The organism is Myxococcus qinghaiensis, from assembly GCF_024198215.1.
Classification (GTDB): Bacteria; Myxococcota; Myxococcia; order Myxococcales; family Myxococcaceae; genus Myxococcus; species Myxococcus qinghaiensis.
On the sequence record NZ_JAKCFA010000029.1, the window covers coordinates 75,150 to 90,607 of the forward strand.

The following is a 15,458-nucleotide window of genomic DNA, read 5'->3' on the forward strand; positions in this document are numbered from 1 at the left end:
ACTCTCGCCACGGGCCTCACGGGCTCTCTTTCCCGGTGCCGGTCCAGAGCCGCTTCACCTTGCTCGTCGCGAGCTCGATGAAGCGGCGCTGGTTGTAGCGAGTCGTCTCCTCGGCGGGCGGAGGGCCCTGGCAGAGGACCTTGCGCGAGGGCGCGCGGCCCCACTCGGCCTGGTGTCTTGCCATCTCCTCCTCCCACTGGGCCTTCTGGCGGAGCGAGGTGACCGCCGCTCCGGCTCCCACCAGCAGTGAGAGCACGGCGACGGCCAGGTTCTTCTTCACGGACATGCCCCCATTCAACCCAGGAACAGGGCCTGTGGGGAATCCGTCGTCAGGAGGACTTCAGCGCTCCTTGAGGTTCTTGGCGACGAAGTCCCAGTTGACCAGGCTGGTGAGGAAGGTCTCGATGTACTTGGGACGCTGGTTGCGGAAGTCGATGTAGTACGCGTGCTCCCACACGTCGATGGTGAGCAGCGCCTTCTGGCCATGCTTCATCGGCAGGTCCGCGTTGCCCGTCTTCGTGATGACGAGCTTGTCGTTCTGCCGCGCCAGCCACGCCCAGCCGGAGCCGAACTGCGTCGCGGCGGCCTGGGAGAACTCCTCCTTGAACTTGTCGAAGGAGCCGAAGTCGCGGGTGATGGCGTCGGCGAGGTCGCCCGTCGGCTGCCCGCCACCGCTCGGCTTCATGCAGTGCCAGTAGAAGGTGTGGTTCCACACCTGCGCCGCGTTGTTGAACACGCCGCCGTCGCTGGAGAGGATGATCTCCTCGAGGGACTTGCTCTCCTCGGGCTTGCCGGCGACGAGCTTGTTCAGGTTCGTCACGTACGCCTGGTGGTGCTTGCCGTAGTGGTACTCGAGCGTCTCCTCGCTGATGTGGGGAGCGAGCGCGTCCTTGCGGTACGGAAGTTCAGGCAGCGTGAAGGCCATGAGTCGTGTCCTTTCCAGGGTAAAGGGATGCGGAGAACTATCACCCTCCTACCCGCGAAAGGGGCACGACTCCAATGCATTGGCACGCCGCCAAAGTACTGGACGCCCCGGATACCGACGGGTCAACACTCCGCGCGGGCCCCCCGGAGGCGCGATGTATCAGGTGACCCCGGGCACATTTCGGAACTGGACACCCCGGGTCACCCGGCCAGGGGCGGACGCACCAGCAGCACCGGCCGCTCGGTGCGCGCGAGGACGGCCTGCGTCACGGAGCCGAGCACCGCGCGCTTCAGCCCCGTGCGTCCATGCGTCCCGAGCACGAGCGCATCCACGGCGAGTCGCTCCGCCGCCTGGGCCAGCGCCGTCACCACGTCCTTGCTGTCGGTGATGACCTCCACCCGCGCGTGACGTCCGGTGGCCTCGGCCTCGCGAGGCACCAGCGCCTCCAGCTTCCGTCGCTCGGTCTCCACCGGCTGACCCGCCTCCGCGACGTGGAGCAGGTGCACGGTGCCGCCCGGCGCCACCAGGCCGAAGGCGTGCGCCACCGCGCGGTTGCCCGTCTCCGAGAAGTCGGTGGCCACCAGCACGTCGTGGAACGACGGCAGGGGCGCGTCCACGCCCGTGGGCACCGCGTGCGAGGACACGCAGGCCACGGACATCCGCGCCAGCCGCAGCGCATGGTACGACACGCTCCACATCTTCCCGAGCGCGCGCCGGTGATGCGACCCCACCACGAGCAGGTCCGCGCGCTCGCGCTCGGCCACCTCCACCAGGTGGTCCGCGACGCGCCCCAGCGAGGGCTCCAGCACGCGGCGCGGCGCGGTGCCGCCCAAGGCCAGCGGCGCCAGCAACGCCTCCGTCTCCCGGTCCAGCACCGAGCGCAGCTCCGGCGTCATCGCGGCCAGCTCCAGCGGGCGCGGCAAGCCCAGGCGCCGGTACTCCTCGTCCGGCCACAACAGGCGCGCGCCGATGATTTCCACCGGCCCCCACGCGCGCAGCCCGCGCACCCATTCCCGCGCGGCCTCGAAGGGCACCGAGCGGTCCACGCCGAGCACCACGCGCAACGGATGCTTGCCCCGCGCCCAGGCCTCCAGCACGTCCGCGTCGCGGACCGCCAGCAGCGGCGCGTCCAGCGACTGCGCCAGCCGGTCCACCGTCCCACCGACGCCGAGGAACGGCGCCTCCTGCGTGGGGGGCGCCGTCACCACCAGCGTGGCCATGCGCTCCCGGGCCACCTCCGCGACCTCCACCGCCGCCTCGCCGGTGCGCAGCTCCTGCTCCACCCGGGCGCCCGACTTCGTCAGTCGACGGGCCTCGTCTCCCAGCGCCGCCTCGGCCGCCTGGAGCAGGGCCTTGCCGAAGGCGCGCGCGGAGTTGGGGTTGAGCACGTGCACCAGGTACAGCGGTACGTTCGCCTTCCGGGCCAGCTCGGCGGCGAAGTCACTGGCGCGGCGCGCGGCGTCGGAGAAGTTGGTGGCGCAGACAATGGACATGGGGGGTTCCTCCACGAGTCGGACGGGCGTCATGCCCATCCGCCCTGCACACAAGGGCTCACGCTCCGGCGGGCCGCACCTGCTCGACGCGCACCTCGTTCACCAGGGGCTCGCCATGCTCGAAGGCCCGGACGCTCGCCAGCGTGGTGCGGGCGATGCTCACCAGCGCCTCGCGGGTGAGGAAGGCCTGGTGCGAGGTGACGAGCACGTTGGGAAACGTGAGCAGGCGCGCCAGCACATCGTCCTGGAGCACCTGTCCGGAGAGGTCCTGGAAGAAGATGCCCTCCTCTTCCTCGTACACGTCCAGGCCCGCCGCGCCGATGTGGCCGGATTTGAGCGCGTCGATGAGCGCGCGGCTGTCGATGAGCGCGCCCCGGCCCGTGTTGATGAGCATCACGCCGCGCTTCATCCGCGTCAGCGCCTTCGCGTCCACCATGTGTCGTGTGCCCGGGGTGAGCGGCACGTGGAGCGAGATGATGTCCGAGGCCGAGTACAGCGCGTCCAGCGACACGTAGCGCGCGCCGACTTCCCGGGCGAACGCCTGGTCGGGCGCGGCGTCGAAGCAGACGATGTCGCAGCCGAAGCCCTTGAAGATGCGCGCTGCCACCCGGCCGATGCGGCCCGTGCCCACCACGCCCACCGTCTTGCCCGCCATGTCGAAGCCCACCAGCCCATCCAGCGAGAAGTTCCAGTCGCGCACGCGCGCGAAGGCACGGGGGATGTGGCGGTTGAGGGAGAGCACCAGCGTCACGGCATGCTCGGCCACCGCGTGCGGCGAGTACTCCGGCACGCGCGTCACCCGCACGTCCAGGCGCCGCGCGGCTTCCAGGTCGATGTGGTTGTAGCCCGCGGAGCGCGTGGCCACGAGCCGCACGCCCCCGGCGCGCAGAACCTCCAGCGTGGGCGCATCCAGGCGATCGTTGACGAACGAGCACACCGCATGAAAGCCCTCCGCCAGCCGCGCCGTCTGAAGCGTCAGCCGAGGCTCCAGGAACGTCAGCGCATGGCCGAACTCCGCGTTGGCATCCTCCAGCGCGCTCCGGTCATACCGATGGGTGTCGAAGACGGCCAGCCGCATGCCTGCTCTCCCGCCGACGGGCCGTGTGCCCGCCGCGTCCGGTCAGTTGCCACTGCATCGTCCGCGCCACGCACGGGCGCGGAGGAGCGAGGTAGAGGACCGTGCAAAAGCTGCACACGTAGAGGAGTGGACGCAAAAAACCACGCGCGCTCCGGGGGCTGGCGACCAGGCAGGGCCGCCGTTAGAAGCACGGCGCGCGAGCCGCGTCCGGAGCCGACACGGCCTACCTTTTCGGAACGAGGCTCCGAGGAGGCGTCATGTTCCGCTGTGCTGCCTGTGGTGCGTTCAACCGCGTACGAGAGCCCCGCCCTACCGGGGCACCGGAGTGTGGCCGCTGCCACAAGGCCCTGGATTTGTCGGGCGCGCCACAGGAGGTGGACGGCGAGGCGCTGGACCGCGCGGTGCTTGGCTCTCCGGTGCCCGTCCTCCTCGACTTGTGGGCGCCGTGGTGCGCGCCCTGTCGCGTGGCGGGTCCCATCCTGGATGAGGTGGGCCGCGCGCAGGCGGGCCGGCTGCTGGTGCTCAAGCTGAACACGGAGCAGCACCCACGTCCCGCGAGCAGCCTGGGCGTGCAAGGCATTCCTACGTTCATCGTCTTCTCCGGCGGGCGCGAGGTGGCGCGGCGCAGCGGCGTGCTGCCCAGGCCGGAGCTGGAGCGGTGGGTGTCGAGCGCGACGGCGGGCCCACCCGGAGCAGGCGCCACGGCCTGAGTCCCGCAAGCACGGCGCGCTCGCGTCGCGCCTGGAAGGAGGCCAGCCATGGAGCCCGAGGCCGCGCTGCTGACGGACCTCTACCAGCTCACGATGACGGAGGCGTATCTCGCCGAGGGCCAGTGGGACGAGGCGGTCTTCAGCCTCTTCGCCCGCGGGCTTCCGTCCAGGCGCAACTACCTGCTGGCGGCGGGCCTGGAGAGCGTGCTCGACACGTTGGAGCAGCTGCGCTTCCGCCCGGAAGACCTGGAGTGGCTGGCCTCACAGGGACGGTTCTCGGACCGGCTGCTCGGGTGGCTGGAGCGCTTCAAGTTCAGTGGCGACGTGGACGCGATGCCGGAGGGAACTCCGGTCTTCGGTCAGGAGCCCTTGCTGGAGGTGCGCGCGCCGCTGCCCGAGGCGCAGCTGGTGGAGACGTACCTGCTCAACCAGGTGCACCTCCAGACGCTCGCGGCGTCCAAGGCCTCGCGCGTGGTGACAGCGGCGGCGGGGCGGCCGGTGATGGAGTTCGGCCTGCGGCGCATCCATGGCACGGACGCGGGGCTGAAGGTCGCTCGCGCGTCGTATCTGGCCGGCGTGGAGTCCACCTCCAACGTGCTCGCGGGAAGGCTGTATGGGATTCCGCTGTCGGGCACCATGGCGCACAGCTACGTGCAGTCGCACGACGATGAGCTGGAGGCGTTCCGCGCCTTCACCCGCGTCTACCCCGACGCGACGCTGCTGGTGGACACCTACGACACGCTGCGCGGCGTGCAGCACGTGATTCGACTGGCGCGCGAGCTGGGTGAGGACTTCCGCGTGCGAGCGCTGCGGCTGGACTCGGGGGACTTGCTGGCGCTGTCGCTGGCGGCGCGCGAGCTGTTGGACGAGGCGGGCCTGGAGCGTGTGCGACTGATTGGGAGCGGCGGGCTGGACGAGGACTCGGTGGCGAAGCTGCTCGCGCGAGGCGCGCCGTTGGATGGCTTCGGCGTGGGCACTGCGATGGGGGTGTCCGCGGACGCGCCCTCGCTGGACATGGCCTACAAGCTGGTGGAGTACGCGGGCAAGGGCCGCATGAAGCTGTCCGCGGGCAAGGCGCTGCTGCCTGGCGCCAAGCAGGTGTATCGCCAGGACGAGGACGGCGTGGCGCGAAGGGATTTGCTCGTGCGGCGCGGAGACGTCGCGAGCGGGCGCCCGCTGCTGCGGCCAGTGATGCGCGCGGGCCAGCGCCTGCCCGACGCGTCTCCGTCGCTGGAGGAGGTCCGCCAGTACTCGCGGCGGGAGCTGGATCGACTCCCCGCGGAGGTACGTGGGCTGGAGCCCGCGAGGCCGCCCTACTCCGTCGTCGTCGGTGACGGGCTCGCGCGGGCCCGGGCTCACGAAGTCGAGGTCTGGGCGGCCGAGCCCTGAGCGTCGCCCTTGCGCGCCAGGAGGCCATCCACCGCGAACGCGCCACTGCCCAGCAGGGCCTGGGAGATGAGCGACAGGAGGAGGAACGCGACGTACTCCCAGCCTCCTCCCTCGTTGGTGAACATCCAGCCCTGGGAGGCGTGAGGCTTGAGCGCGCCGAGCATCACCGGCAGCAGCGCGAGCGCCACCCACCGGACGCGCAGACCCGCGAGCAACGCGAGGCCGCCGAGCAGCTCCATCGCGAACACGGGCCCGGCCGCCCAGCCAGGGAAGCCATGGGCCTCGAAGAAGCGGGCGGTGCCGTCGAAGGTGAAGATGAACGCCTTGGCCCCCGCGTGCGCGAGGAAGACAGCGCCCAGCGCCACGCGAAGTACGGTGGCGGCCAGGTCGGAGGAGTGAGGAAGTGAATCATCGCGGCGCATGAAGACGGCTCCTGGGGTTGGAGGAACGCTTCATGGAATGCGCGCCAGGGAGGCGCGGCGGAAGGCCAGCCTCCCGAACGAATCGTTCTGGAGCGAGGACAATCCGCGTGGGGTGTGCGGCTCACTCCCAGCGGGTGGAGCGGAACTCGGAGGCCAGCGTGTCGAGCAGGGCTCGGACCAGGGGCGGCGGAGAGCGGCCCGCCGCGTGGACGGCGTGGATGCCGACGGGCCTGGGAGCGAAGCGCTCCAGCACGGTGACAAGGCGACCCGAGCGCAGGTCCTCGTCCACCATGAAGCGGGGCAGCACGGCGAGGCCGATGCCGTGGGCCACGGCTTCGCGCAGCATCGTCCCATTCGAGACGGACAGCGGGCCCGACACGGGCACGGGGATGCGTCCCTTGGGGCCGCGGAAGCGCCACTCGTCCTCGGCGCGCAGGTGCTGGTAACGGAGACAGTCGTGGCGCAGCAGGTCCTCGGGATGCTCGGGGGTGCCCCGGCGCTTCAGGTAGGCAGGTGAAGCGCAGACGCACAGCGCGGTGGTGGCGAGCTTCCGCGCCACGAGACTGGAGTCGCGCAAGCGCGTGATTCGCAGGGCGACATCCACCCGCTCCTCGACGAGGTCGACCAGCTTGTCACTCAGCATGACCTCCACCGACGTGCCCGGGTGGGCTGCGAGGAAGCGGGCCAGCGGGGCCGCGAGGTACATCTGCGCGAAGCTGATGGGCGCGTTGATGCGCAGCGTGCCTCGGCCAGCGTCGGAGGCCCCGCGCGTGGCGGCGCTCGCCTCCTGGAGCAGCCGCGCGCAGTGGGCGTAGACGCCCAGGCCCGCGTCGGTGACGGAGAGCTTGCGCGTGGTGCGGATGAGCAACCGCTCCCCCACGCGGGCCTCCAGTCGCGAGACACGGGAGCTGACCACGGACTTCGACACACCGAGCACGGCCGCGGCCTGGGTGAACGAGCGGTGCTCCACCACGCGCGCGAAGCACGCGAGGCCCAGCAGGTCATCGAACAAAGGCTCCGTCACCCGACGCAGGCTGCCATGGGCGCAGGTGTAGGACCAGCGGGCAGAGGAGCGGCTCACGGTCCCACGAGTGGGACTCATGACCACTGTATTTCCAGTGTAACACGGTAACTGTTAAGCCGCGCCGTCACGCGATGTTGACGAGGAGGGACGGGCGGAGCGTCGGTCCCCCTCGGCACAATGCGGACCTCACCCTTCACCACGAGGAACGGATGACACGAGCAACCACAGCGAAGACGTGGCTTGGCCTGGGACTGTGCGGAGCACTGGCGACGGTGGCCGGAGCTTCCACGGCGGTCGCGGAAGCGCCACGCGCCGAGGCACGTACGGCCTTCATCTCCCCCTGGTCTCAAGCGGCCTCGATGAGCCAGATTCGCGCGTTCCACACGGCGACGCGGCTGCCGTCGGGCAAGGTGCTCGTCACGGGCGGCAACGGCTGGGGCTCGGTGACGGCGTCGACGGAGACATATGACGCGGCCACCAACACCTGGAGCGCGGCGGCGACGATGAGCCAGACGCGGGCGCACCACACGGCGACGTTGCTGGCATCGGGCCAGGTGCTCGTCGTCGGAGGCCAGGGGGCGGGCACGCTGGCGAGCGCGGAGCTGTACGACCCCACCACGAACACGTGGACCGCCACGGGCAGCCTGGGCACGGCGCGCAGGGCTCATCAGGCGGTGCTGCTGGCATCGGGCAAGGTGCTGGTGTTCGGCGGCTTTGGCGCGACGGCGCTGAAGAGCGCGGAGCTGTACAACCCGGTGACGGGGACGTGGACGGCGACAGGCTCCACGTCCGTTGTCTCGGGGAAGGTCAGCGCCACGCTGCTGCCCTCGGGCAACGTGCTGGTCATCAACGACGACGGCGTCACGGGCGCGGCGGAGGTGTACAACACGAGCACTGGCACGTGGAGCCGGGTGTCGGACCCGCCGGCCTTCTACGGACACGCGGCGCTGCTGCTGAACCAGGGCGCGGTGCTGGCCACGGGACAGGAGACGGGACAGTACGCGAGCGGCGCGTGGCTGTTCTGGCCGGAGGACAACGAGTGGGAGTACGTCTCGTATGCCACCGAGGAGCGGCGGCGGCACCACTCGATGACGCTGCTGCCGTCGGGCAACGTGCTCGTCGCGCGCGGCACGCGCAACCAGATTGGCGGCACCACGGAGCTGTTCACCCCGGCCACGTGGCAGCTCTCCGTCGTGGGCAATGACACGCCGACGTATGGACATACGGCCACGCTGCTGACCAACGGCAAGGTGCTCGTCGTCGGTGGCACCAGCCAGGAGGAGCCGGAGATGTACTCGTCCGGCGAGCTGTTCACCGAGTAGCGAGCGGTTCGTGACTTCCGGCCCGCCTGTCTTTCGAGTCGAGACAGGCGGCGCCATGGCGCTTGGCGCGTCAACTGGCGAGCGCGCGTAAGTTGACCTCCAACCCGAACCTCAAGCTGAGACGGGTGCTGGAGCGGCGGGGCTTCGTGGTGCGTGAGCCGCCAGGACGCAGCTCCGCCTACCACTTCATCGACATGGTGTAGGCGCAGGCGTTCACTGTGCTCGCCGGGCCCACCGGTCCGGGTCGCGGCATGGTCCGTCCTGCGTCGTGGACGAGAGATGTGCCAAGGGACCTGTGTGTCCAAGGCCCGCGGCGTGGACGACAGACGCGAAGTCGTAGCGCCCGTGTCCCGGTGGCGACTGGCCAGTGAATTGAATGCCGGGCCTCCAGGGCTGTAAGCCCTGCTCAAACTCAACAACCTGGCGGACCACCTGTGGTTCCTCACGACACGCGTGAGGCGCTCCGGACCCGCAAGTCCTTTGTCAGAGCGCCACGCGAGGATTTGGGTGCCCGGTGGGGGAGGCTTCAAATGCTGTTGGTGGATGTCTGGGAAGAGCACCTCGACGAGGCGGTTTTCCGATGGGAGCAATGGGAGCGAGCGCTCGTGGCTCCGGATGCGACGCTATCGGAGACGGCGGAGCGGGAAGAACGCCTGTTGGGGAATCTGGAAGGACTGGCGGAGCGGGAAGCACTCGACGCGGTGGTGAGGCCGGCGTTCGACTCGGAGGAAGCGGCTCGCATCTCCGTCGCCACCCACGCGCTGTTGAGCCAGGGTGTCGTGGACGAAGTGGTGTCGAGACTGCGAGGGGCGGAGGTCGAATCCCGTGCCGCCATGCGCCGCGCGCTGGAGGTCAGCGAAGTCACGAGAGTGAGCACGGCGGTCGAGTCCCTGCTGAAAACAGGCGACCTGGACCTTCAAGCGCACGTGTTGGAGGTCCTGGCCTTCCGACAGTCCGCGTCACCCGAGGTGCTTGGGCGGTACCTCCTGCATGACGAGCCGAGGGCGCGAATCGCCGCGCTCGGTGGGGCGAGGCCGCTGCCCGAGGAGCTTGCGCGGAAGGTGTTGCCCGCGCTGCTCGACTCCGCGCATCCCGGTATCCGGCTGGCGGCCATGGAGGCGGGGCTGACCGCGGGGCTGCGGATGGGATGGGAGGCGTGCATCAAAGAGGCACGGAAGGCGGAGGCCTCGAGTCCGGAGGCGATGATGTTGCTCGCGCTGGGTGGCGGGGAGGAGGACACGGACTTCCTGGTGGGACTGGCGAAGGAAGACGCGCTTCGTGCCGAGGCCTTGTGGGCGCTGGGGTTCAGCGGACGGCTCGCGGCGATGGAGGTCTGCGCGAGGCTGCTCCATGTGCCTCGCGTGGCCCGGCTCGCGGGGGAGGCATTCTCGGCCATGACGGGGCTCGAGTTGGAGGGACCGTACGCCCTGCTCGAAGGAGAAGAGCCCGAGGAGTCCGATGACCCCGAGGCGGAGCTCACGGTGCGCCCCGAGGATGACCTGCCGTGGCCGAACGTGTCGGCGGTCCGGGGTTGGTGGGAGGAGGCACGGAGCCGCTTCGTGAAGGGACAGCGATATCTGCTGGGGAAGCCTTTCAGTGGCGCCGTGCTGCTGGAAGCCCTGGAGACGAGCTCGATGAGACGCCGGCACGTGCTGGCGCGAGAGCTGTCCATCCGCACGAAGGGGCAGCACGTCATCCCCACGCGAGCCTTTACCGCGCGTCAGCGGGAGGCACTCTCTCGGGCCCGAGGAGCGAGGCTGGTGTTGGGAAGCGGCCCGCTTGTCTCCACGCTTCGCTGAGCGCGACGAGGACACGTCACCATGCCCGCTCTCGAGAACCTCACGCCATTCGCGGCCACCGACTTCCTGACCCAGACGAAGGAGGGCGAGGACGGTCTCGTCATCATCGTGTCTGGCAGCTTCACCCTGTCCAGGCCCGGACGTGCCTCGGCGGCACCACTGGCGTTGAGCGAGGTCCAGACGTCGCCACTGAAAACAGATGCGTACTGGGGAGCACCGGAGACCTCGAGTCTTCGCCATGAAGCACCGTCGTCCTATGCGCGGCGAGCGACGGACGTGTTGTTGGACGGGCGAGCCTGGGCACCACGTGGCCGCAAGGTGACGGGGGCCCAGGTGCGAGTGCGCGTGGGGCCCCTGGAGAAGCGGGCACAGGTCTGGGGCACGCGCGTCTGGTATCGGGGGTTGGTCGGACTGAGTGCCTCGGACCCGTTGCCGTTCGAGTCACTCCCACTGCGCTACGAGTACAGCTTCGGAGGCACACGCGCGTCGGGATACGAGCCACGCAACCCGGTAGGGCGCGGCTACTACACGAGCGCGAAGGAGGCGTTGGAGCAACCGCTGCCGTCCATCGAGGCGCCGGAGGCACTGGTGCGAGGTTGGGCGGACAGGCCGCCGCCGTGTGGCTTCGGACCGGTGGCTCGGCACTGGCAGCCACGGTTGGGTTGGGCGGGGACATATGACGCCGCATGGGTGGAGCGGCGCGCACCGCTGTGGCCCATGGACTTCGACGAGCGCTTCTTCCAGGTGGCTCCGGAGGGGATGCAGGCCTCGCCTCACTTGCGAGGAGGCGAGCCCGTGGTGCTGGAGGGAGTGTCTCCAGACGGGCCGCTGGCGTTCCACCTCCCCGAGTACAGGCTCCAGGCGCGCTGCACGTTCGCGGGGAAGCGGGAGAAGCGGCGCATGACGTTGGACACGGTGCGATTGGAGCCCGAGGAGCACCGGGTGGTGCTCACCTGGCGCGCGATGTTTCCGGCGCACCGGCGATTGGCGACGCACGAGGTGAGCACGGTGCGACTGCTGGAGCCGTGGGAGGACGTGACATGAGCGGGGCGCGAGTGGTGGGGGTCGGGTTGTGCACGCCCATCGGCACGACGACACACCTGACGTTGGCTTCACTGCGAGCGGGGCTCGTGCGCTTCGCGGAGACCCAAGTCGAGGACGACCTGGGGGAGCCCGTGCGGGCCTCGCGGTTGAGCCTCTTGGACGTCGCGTCGACGCGAACGGAGCGAATGAGCGCATTGGCACGTCAGGCGTTGGTGGGCGTGAGGCCCGTGCTGGAGCGCTTGCCACCGAGGGGACGTGTGCCTGTGTACCTGGGGCTCCCGGAGCAGGGGTTGGGGGCGGAGGTGGACCGGAAGGCCCTTGAGGCCGCGATTCTGGCGGAGGGTGCGGGACGGTTGGAGCTGGCGAAGCTGCACGAGGGAGGCAGAGCAGCCTTCTTCGAAGCACTGGCCACGGCGACGAGAGACCTCCAATCCGGTCGAGCGGGCGCCCTGGCCCTGGTGGGGGCGGTGGACTCACTGGGGGATGCGGCTTCGCTGGAGGCGTTGTCGAAAGCGCGGCTGCATCTGGGGCGACAGAACCCGGACGGGCGGATTCCTGGAGAGGCCGCGGGCTTCATCGCGCTCACGCGGCCAGGGGCATCGAAGGCACTGGGGCTGGAGGAGACCGGGGTCGTGCTGGGGACGGCATTGGCAATCGACCCTCATCCCTTCGCGCGGTTGGAGCCGAGTCTCGCGGATGGGCTGACGGAGGTGTTGAGGAGCGTGCGGAGTGACGGGGTGATGGGAGGGCGACGGGTGGACGGAGTGTTGGCCTGTCAGCCGGGAGAGACCTGGTGGGGGACGGAGTTCTCGCGGGCGTATTTGAGAAACGCGGGGCTGATGCCCGAGCCGCTGCGGGTCCACCTTGCGGGAGAGGGGCTGGGGGATGCGGGGGCCGGCGCGGGGCCGGTGATGTTGGGCGTGGCCTTGCATCGAGCGCGGTGGAGGGAGCCGGCGGCGAGGAGGACGCTCATCTACGGGAGTGCGGATGGGGGTCGGGTGGGGGCATGCGTCGTGGAGATGATTCCGAAGGCGTGAAGAGGAGGAACCATGGGTCGCGTCTATGCGAATGGCCGTTCGATTCTCCACAAGGGTGACGGCAACACGCACACCTCGGCGGCGCCCGATGTTTGTAAGGTACCGACACCGGGAGGACCTGTGCCGACGCCCTTCGTCAACTCCGCGCAGGACTCGATGCTCACGAAGGGGAGCAAGAGCGTCACGATTGAGGGCAACCCCGTGGCGCTCACGAGCTCGGAGCTGAGCACGAGCATGGGAGACGAGCCGGGGACGGCGGGAGGCCTCATCTCCTCCAAGTTCAAGGGGAAGATGGCCTGGGGCAGCGGCAGCATGGACGTGAAGGTCGAGGGGAAGGGAGTGGTCCGCTACCTTGACGTCACCCTGCACAACGGGAACTCGTTCAACACCACGTTCATGTCAAATGGACGTGGCGGGACAGGCTTCGCCTACGGGGACGACTTCGAGGGGCTGTGTATCATCTGCCAGAAGGATGCGGACAGCCACGCGGTGCTCGAGCGCCCAGAAGGGAGCCTCGACATCGCCAACAAGATTCTCAAGGACCTCAAGGCACGCGAGGAGTCCTGGGCGGAGGTCGACCAGGAAATCAGAACGAGAGCAGCCGAGCTCAAGCGCCTTGAAGGTCAAACTCCTCCACCCAGACAAGCGACCTTGGATGCGCGGATGGCGCATATCCAGGGACTGGAGGAGAAGCGCGGTGGGCTTGAGACTCACCGTCGCGCGGGGTCTAGCGGGTACATGCTCGGGGTCATGGTCTGTCGCAACGGCAAGCGGTTCGCCGCGATATCGGGTGGCGAAACGCCTCTCGGATTCAAGACCATCGCCAGAACGCACGGTTGCGAGCTAGTTGAAGAGGCCGCCACGCTGGAGGACTTCATGGCCAGGAACCCCAGGTGTGCAGCAGGGGACTCCGAGTCCATCCAAAAGATGAACACGCAATGGGACAGCACGATGAGAAAGTCCAGGGACAAGAGGACCGGGTACAACAACAAACCTGGAACCTGCGCGGGCGCGAAGCTCATCGGCAAGAGCGGTCACGTCGCGCACTCCCTGACTGAAATCTACTTCTCGTTCCCTGGCACAAGGAAATTGAGCTTCGAGGTCTTCTATCGCGGTCCCGTCGACTACTCCCCCTCCAAGAGTCAGGCAGATGGACCTGATGGCAAGGGGCCGGGAGCATGGAAGCCGCCGAGCGGCGCCGACATTCATGAGGGAAAGGGCGGCGAAGGTGTCAACGAGCGCGTCAACATGCGACGCAAGTCGGAGGAAACCGTGCTCTCCTGCCAGTCCTGTCAGGACACACTTTTCATGGCCCGGTGCGAACTCGGAGAGCAGACGTGCGGATGACCTGGCCAGAGCTTCTTGAGTCCCCCCCACCCTTGTCGATGACGGGCCTGCTTGCGTTCATGGAGCGATGGAAGCCCGGAAGTACTGAGGGATTCGAACCGGCCACTGCCGAGCAGATTGTCGCCTTGGCGAAGCCACATGGAGGACTCCATGCGTTGCCTCCCGTGTATCGCGAGTTCCTTGAGACAATGGGCGCATCGACTGGCGACTTGCGGTTGACGTTCGGCACGACCTCCATTTCGGCACTGCTAGCGGATCTCGCGGCTCCACAACGAGAGCGGCCCGACTCTCGCCATTTCCTCAAGTTCGCCATCGGCGAGGATGACGATAACGGCCGCCAGCCGGACGAATTCTTCGAGCTCACTCGTCCAACGCCCGACGGACGTGATGCGGCAATTCTGAGCATCCGCGAAGAGGACCTCGTAAGTCGCAAGAGCAATGCCGAGCGACTCTTCCCGACGTTCTCCGACTGGCTACGTTCCATTGTTGCGTCCCGAGTCGTCTTTGAGACCGAACCGGAGAAGCAAACGCAGTATTACAGTCTCGGAGAGCAACCTGGGACTCCAGCCAGGGCCTACGAGTTCTTCACCCGGTTGGGATTCTCGCTCACCGAGCTCGGAGCCTCGGCGGACGTTGTTCTTCTCGAACAACCAGAGCGCGGTGCGATTGCACTCCTCAGTGCTCCTTCAACATGGATTCCAAGAACGGGCGTGCAACTGCGCGCACGCGACAAGACCCAGCAACGGCTTCTCGAGGAGATCTTCAGCGACCACGAGAAGGCCTTGAGTGGTGGTTGACAAGGTCTTCGTCCATCTGTCGAGGACCTCGACTGCCTCCTCGAGAAGACGGGACTCAACCACCTCTCCCCCGCGCTCGCCTGAGCGGGTCCGCTACGCCCGGCACAGTGCCCCTTCACCGTCTCCACAAGAAGCAGCCCTGACCCCACGCCTCACGGCTTCGTCCAGCTCTCGTCCTCGCCAGGCCCGCCGAAGCCGTCGCCCTTCCGGGGCGCCTCGCGCGTGCGCTTGACGGGCAGCCTCCATCCCCACCGCACGGAGATGAGCCGCACCGCCGCACCCACCGCCATCCCCGCCACCAGGGCCAGACGCCGGTGCCCCGTCAGCGAGAACGCCAGACACACCAGGCTCGCCGCGAAGGCAGCGAGCGCGTAGTACCCAGGCTCCGGCCGCATCACCGTCGGCGTGCGCCGGATGAGCACGTCGCGGATGATGCCGCCCCCCGCCGCGGTGATGATGCCGATGAGCACCGCCGTCCCGGGACTCAGCCCCACCTCCAGCGTCCGCTGCGTCCCCGCCACCGCGAACGAACCGAGCGTCAGCGCATCCAACGCCGACAACATCTTCACCGTCGGCCCATGCCTCAACTCGAAGATGAACGCCGCGAACGCCCCCGAGAAGGCCGCGACCAGATAGGCGGGCTTCACCAACACCAACGGCGGCCCCACCTGCAGCAGCGTGTCGCGCAAGATTCCGCCCCCCACGCCGGACACGAGCCCCAGCACCAGGAAGCCCATCAGGTCCATCTTCCGCCGCTCGGCCAAGAGCGCCCCCAGCACCGAGCCGGAGAACACCCCCAACAGGTCCGCGACCAGCGTCCCTAAGGAGATGACCTGCTCCTGCACATTCGGTTCAGTCAGGTCGAAGGACATGGCGCGCGCGAGGCGGCCCGTCAGCACACCGCCACCCTCCAGCGTGAGGACGGCGCCCCTCGCCAGCAACCCGCGCCCGGAGTCACACGGAGACCGCTCGCTCGGCATTCCCACCCCAGCGGGCTGGCACTCGGGCGACAGGACAACATCTTCCTGCCCCCCATGGACGCCTCCTCCCCGCGGGCTCACCTTAAGGGTC

16 protein-coding genes are annotated in these 15,458 nt (G+C 68.6%); 9 read left to right on the forward strand and 7 right to left on the reverse strand.

The genetic code is table 11. From position 1 onward, the window contains the following. Positions 1–16 precede the first annotated feature (16 nt). The 4 genes from LZ199_RS39155 to LZ199_RS39170 form a co-directional block, all read right to left on the reverse strand. Positions 17–286, reverse strand: coding sequence for a hypothetical protein (locus LZ199_RS39155; protein WP_253998907.1), 270 nt, complete (start codon positions 284–286; stop codon positions 17–19). Between the two features lie 54 nt (positions 287–340). Continuing rightward, the gene (locus LZ199_RS39160) at positions 341–925 is read right to left on the reverse strand and encodes a superoxide dismutase (protein ID WP_253998908.1); all 585 of its coding nucleotides are present in this window, start codon (positions 923–925) and stop codon (positions 341–343) included. A gap of 200 nt (positions 926–1,125) precedes the next feature. After that, positions 1,126–2,418, reverse strand: a complete 1,293-nt coding sequence (locus LZ199_RS39165) for a universal stress protein (protein ID WP_253998909.1) — start codon at positions 2,416–2,418, stop codon at positions 1,126–1,128. Between the two features lie 58 nt (positions 2,419–2,476). Further along, a complete protein-coding gene (locus tag LZ199_RS39170; RefSeq protein WP_253998910.1) occupies positions 2,477–3,496 on the reverse strand; it encodes a 2-hydroxyacid dehydrogenase in 1,020 nt (339 codons plus the stop codon). Between the two features lie 257 nt (positions 3,497–3,753). Between LZ199_RS39170 and LZ199_RS39175 the strand changes: the two genes are divergently transcribed. Together LZ199_RS39175 and LZ199_RS39180 are read left to right on the forward strand one after the other, a co-directional pair. Beyond that, positions 3,754–4,206, forward strand: a complete 453-nt coding sequence (locus LZ199_RS39175; protein ID WP_253998911.1) for a thioredoxin family protein — start codon at positions 3,754–3,756, stop codon at positions 4,204–4,206. 48 nt (positions 4,207–4,254) lie between these two features. Beyond that, positions 4,255–5,595, forward strand: a complete 1,341-nt coding sequence (locus tag LZ199_RS39180) for a nicotinate phosphoribosyltransferase (protein WP_253998912.1) — start codon at positions 4,255–4,257, stop codon at positions 5,593–5,595. On the opposite strand, the gene LZ199_RS39185 is transcribed toward LZ199_RS39180, so the two are convergent. Together LZ199_RS39185 and LZ199_RS39190 are read right to left on the reverse strand one after the other, a co-directional pair. Beyond that, positions 5,562–6,017 (reverse strand): DoxX family protein, encoded by a 456-nt coding sequence (locus LZ199_RS39185; RefSeq protein WP_253998913.1) that lies wholly within the window; start codon positions 6,015–6,017, stop codon positions 5,562–5,564. The two genes, LZ199_RS39180 and LZ199_RS39185, sit on opposite strands and share 34 nt — an antisense overlap. 121 nt (positions 6,018–6,138) lie before the next feature. Continuing rightward, complete coding sequence (locus LZ199_RS39190; protein ID WP_253998914.1) at positions 6,139–7,119, reverse strand: LysR family transcriptional regulator; 981 nt, start codon at positions 7,117–7,119, stop codon at positions 6,139–6,141. Between the two features lie 131 nt (positions 7,120–7,250). Here LZ199_RS39190 and LZ199_RS39195 point away from each other — a divergent pair, with 131 nt between their 5' ends. The 7 genes from LZ199_RS39195 (at position 7,251) to LZ199_RS39225 (ending at position 14,387) form a co-directional block, all read left to right on the forward strand. Then, positions 7,251–8,363, forward strand: a complete 1,113-nt coding sequence (locus tag LZ199_RS39195; RefSeq protein ID WP_253998915.1) for a Kelch repeat-containing protein — start codon at positions 7,251–7,253, stop codon at positions 8,361–8,363. 62 nt (positions 8,364–8,425) lie between these two features. Then, complete coding sequence (locus LZ199_RS39200) at positions 8,426–8,566, forward strand: hypothetical protein (protein ID WP_253998916.1); 141 nt, start codon at positions 8,426–8,428, stop codon at positions 8,564–8,566. 327 nt (positions 8,567–8,893) lie between these two features. Further along, the gene (locus LZ199_RS39205) at positions 8,894–10,162 is read left to right on the forward strand and encodes a TIGR02270 family protein (protein WP_253998917.1); all 1,269 of its coding nucleotides are present in this window, start codon (positions 8,894–8,896) and stop codon (positions 10,160–10,162) included. 21 nt (positions 10,163–10,183) lie between these two features. Next, positions 10,184–11,206 carry a DUF2169 family type VI secretion system accessory protein gene (locus LZ199_RS39210; RefSeq protein WP_253998918.1) on the forward strand — a complete coding sequence of 341 codons (1,023 nt, stop codon included), beginning with the start codon at positions 10,184–10,186 and terminating at the stop codon, positions 11,204–11,206. Continuing rightward, on the forward strand, positions 11,203–12,243 hold the full coding sequence (locus LZ199_RS39215) for a 3-oxoacyl-ACP synthase (RefSeq protein WP_253998919.1): 1,041 nt from the start codon (positions 11,203–11,205) through the stop codon (positions 12,241–12,243). Before LZ199_RS39210 ends, LZ199_RS39215 begins: the two co-directional genes overlap by 4 nt. Positions 12,244–12,255: 12 nt before the next feature. After that, positions 12,256–13,590 carry a DUF4150 domain-containing protein gene (locus LZ199_RS39220; RefSeq protein ID WP_253998920.1) on the forward strand — a complete coding sequence of 445 codons (1,335 nt, stop codon included), beginning with the start codon at positions 12,256–12,258 and terminating at the stop codon, positions 13,588–13,590. Positions 13,591–13,628: 38 nt separating this feature from the next. After that, positions 13,629–14,387 (forward strand): SMI1/KNR4 family protein, encoded by a 759-nt coding sequence (locus LZ199_RS39225; protein WP_253998962.1) that lies wholly within the window; start codon positions 13,629–13,631, stop codon positions 14,385–14,387. A 152-nt stretch (positions 14,388–14,539) separates the two neighbouring features. Here LZ199_RS39225 and LZ199_RS39230 read toward each other — a convergent pair whose 3' ends face one another. Then, the gene (locus LZ199_RS39230) at positions 14,540–15,367 is read right to left on the reverse strand and encodes a trimeric intracellular cation channel family protein (protein ID WP_253998921.1); all 828 of its coding nucleotides are present in this window, start codon (positions 15,365–15,367) and stop codon (positions 14,540–14,542) included. Positions 15,368–15,458: the final 91 nt, after the last annotated feature.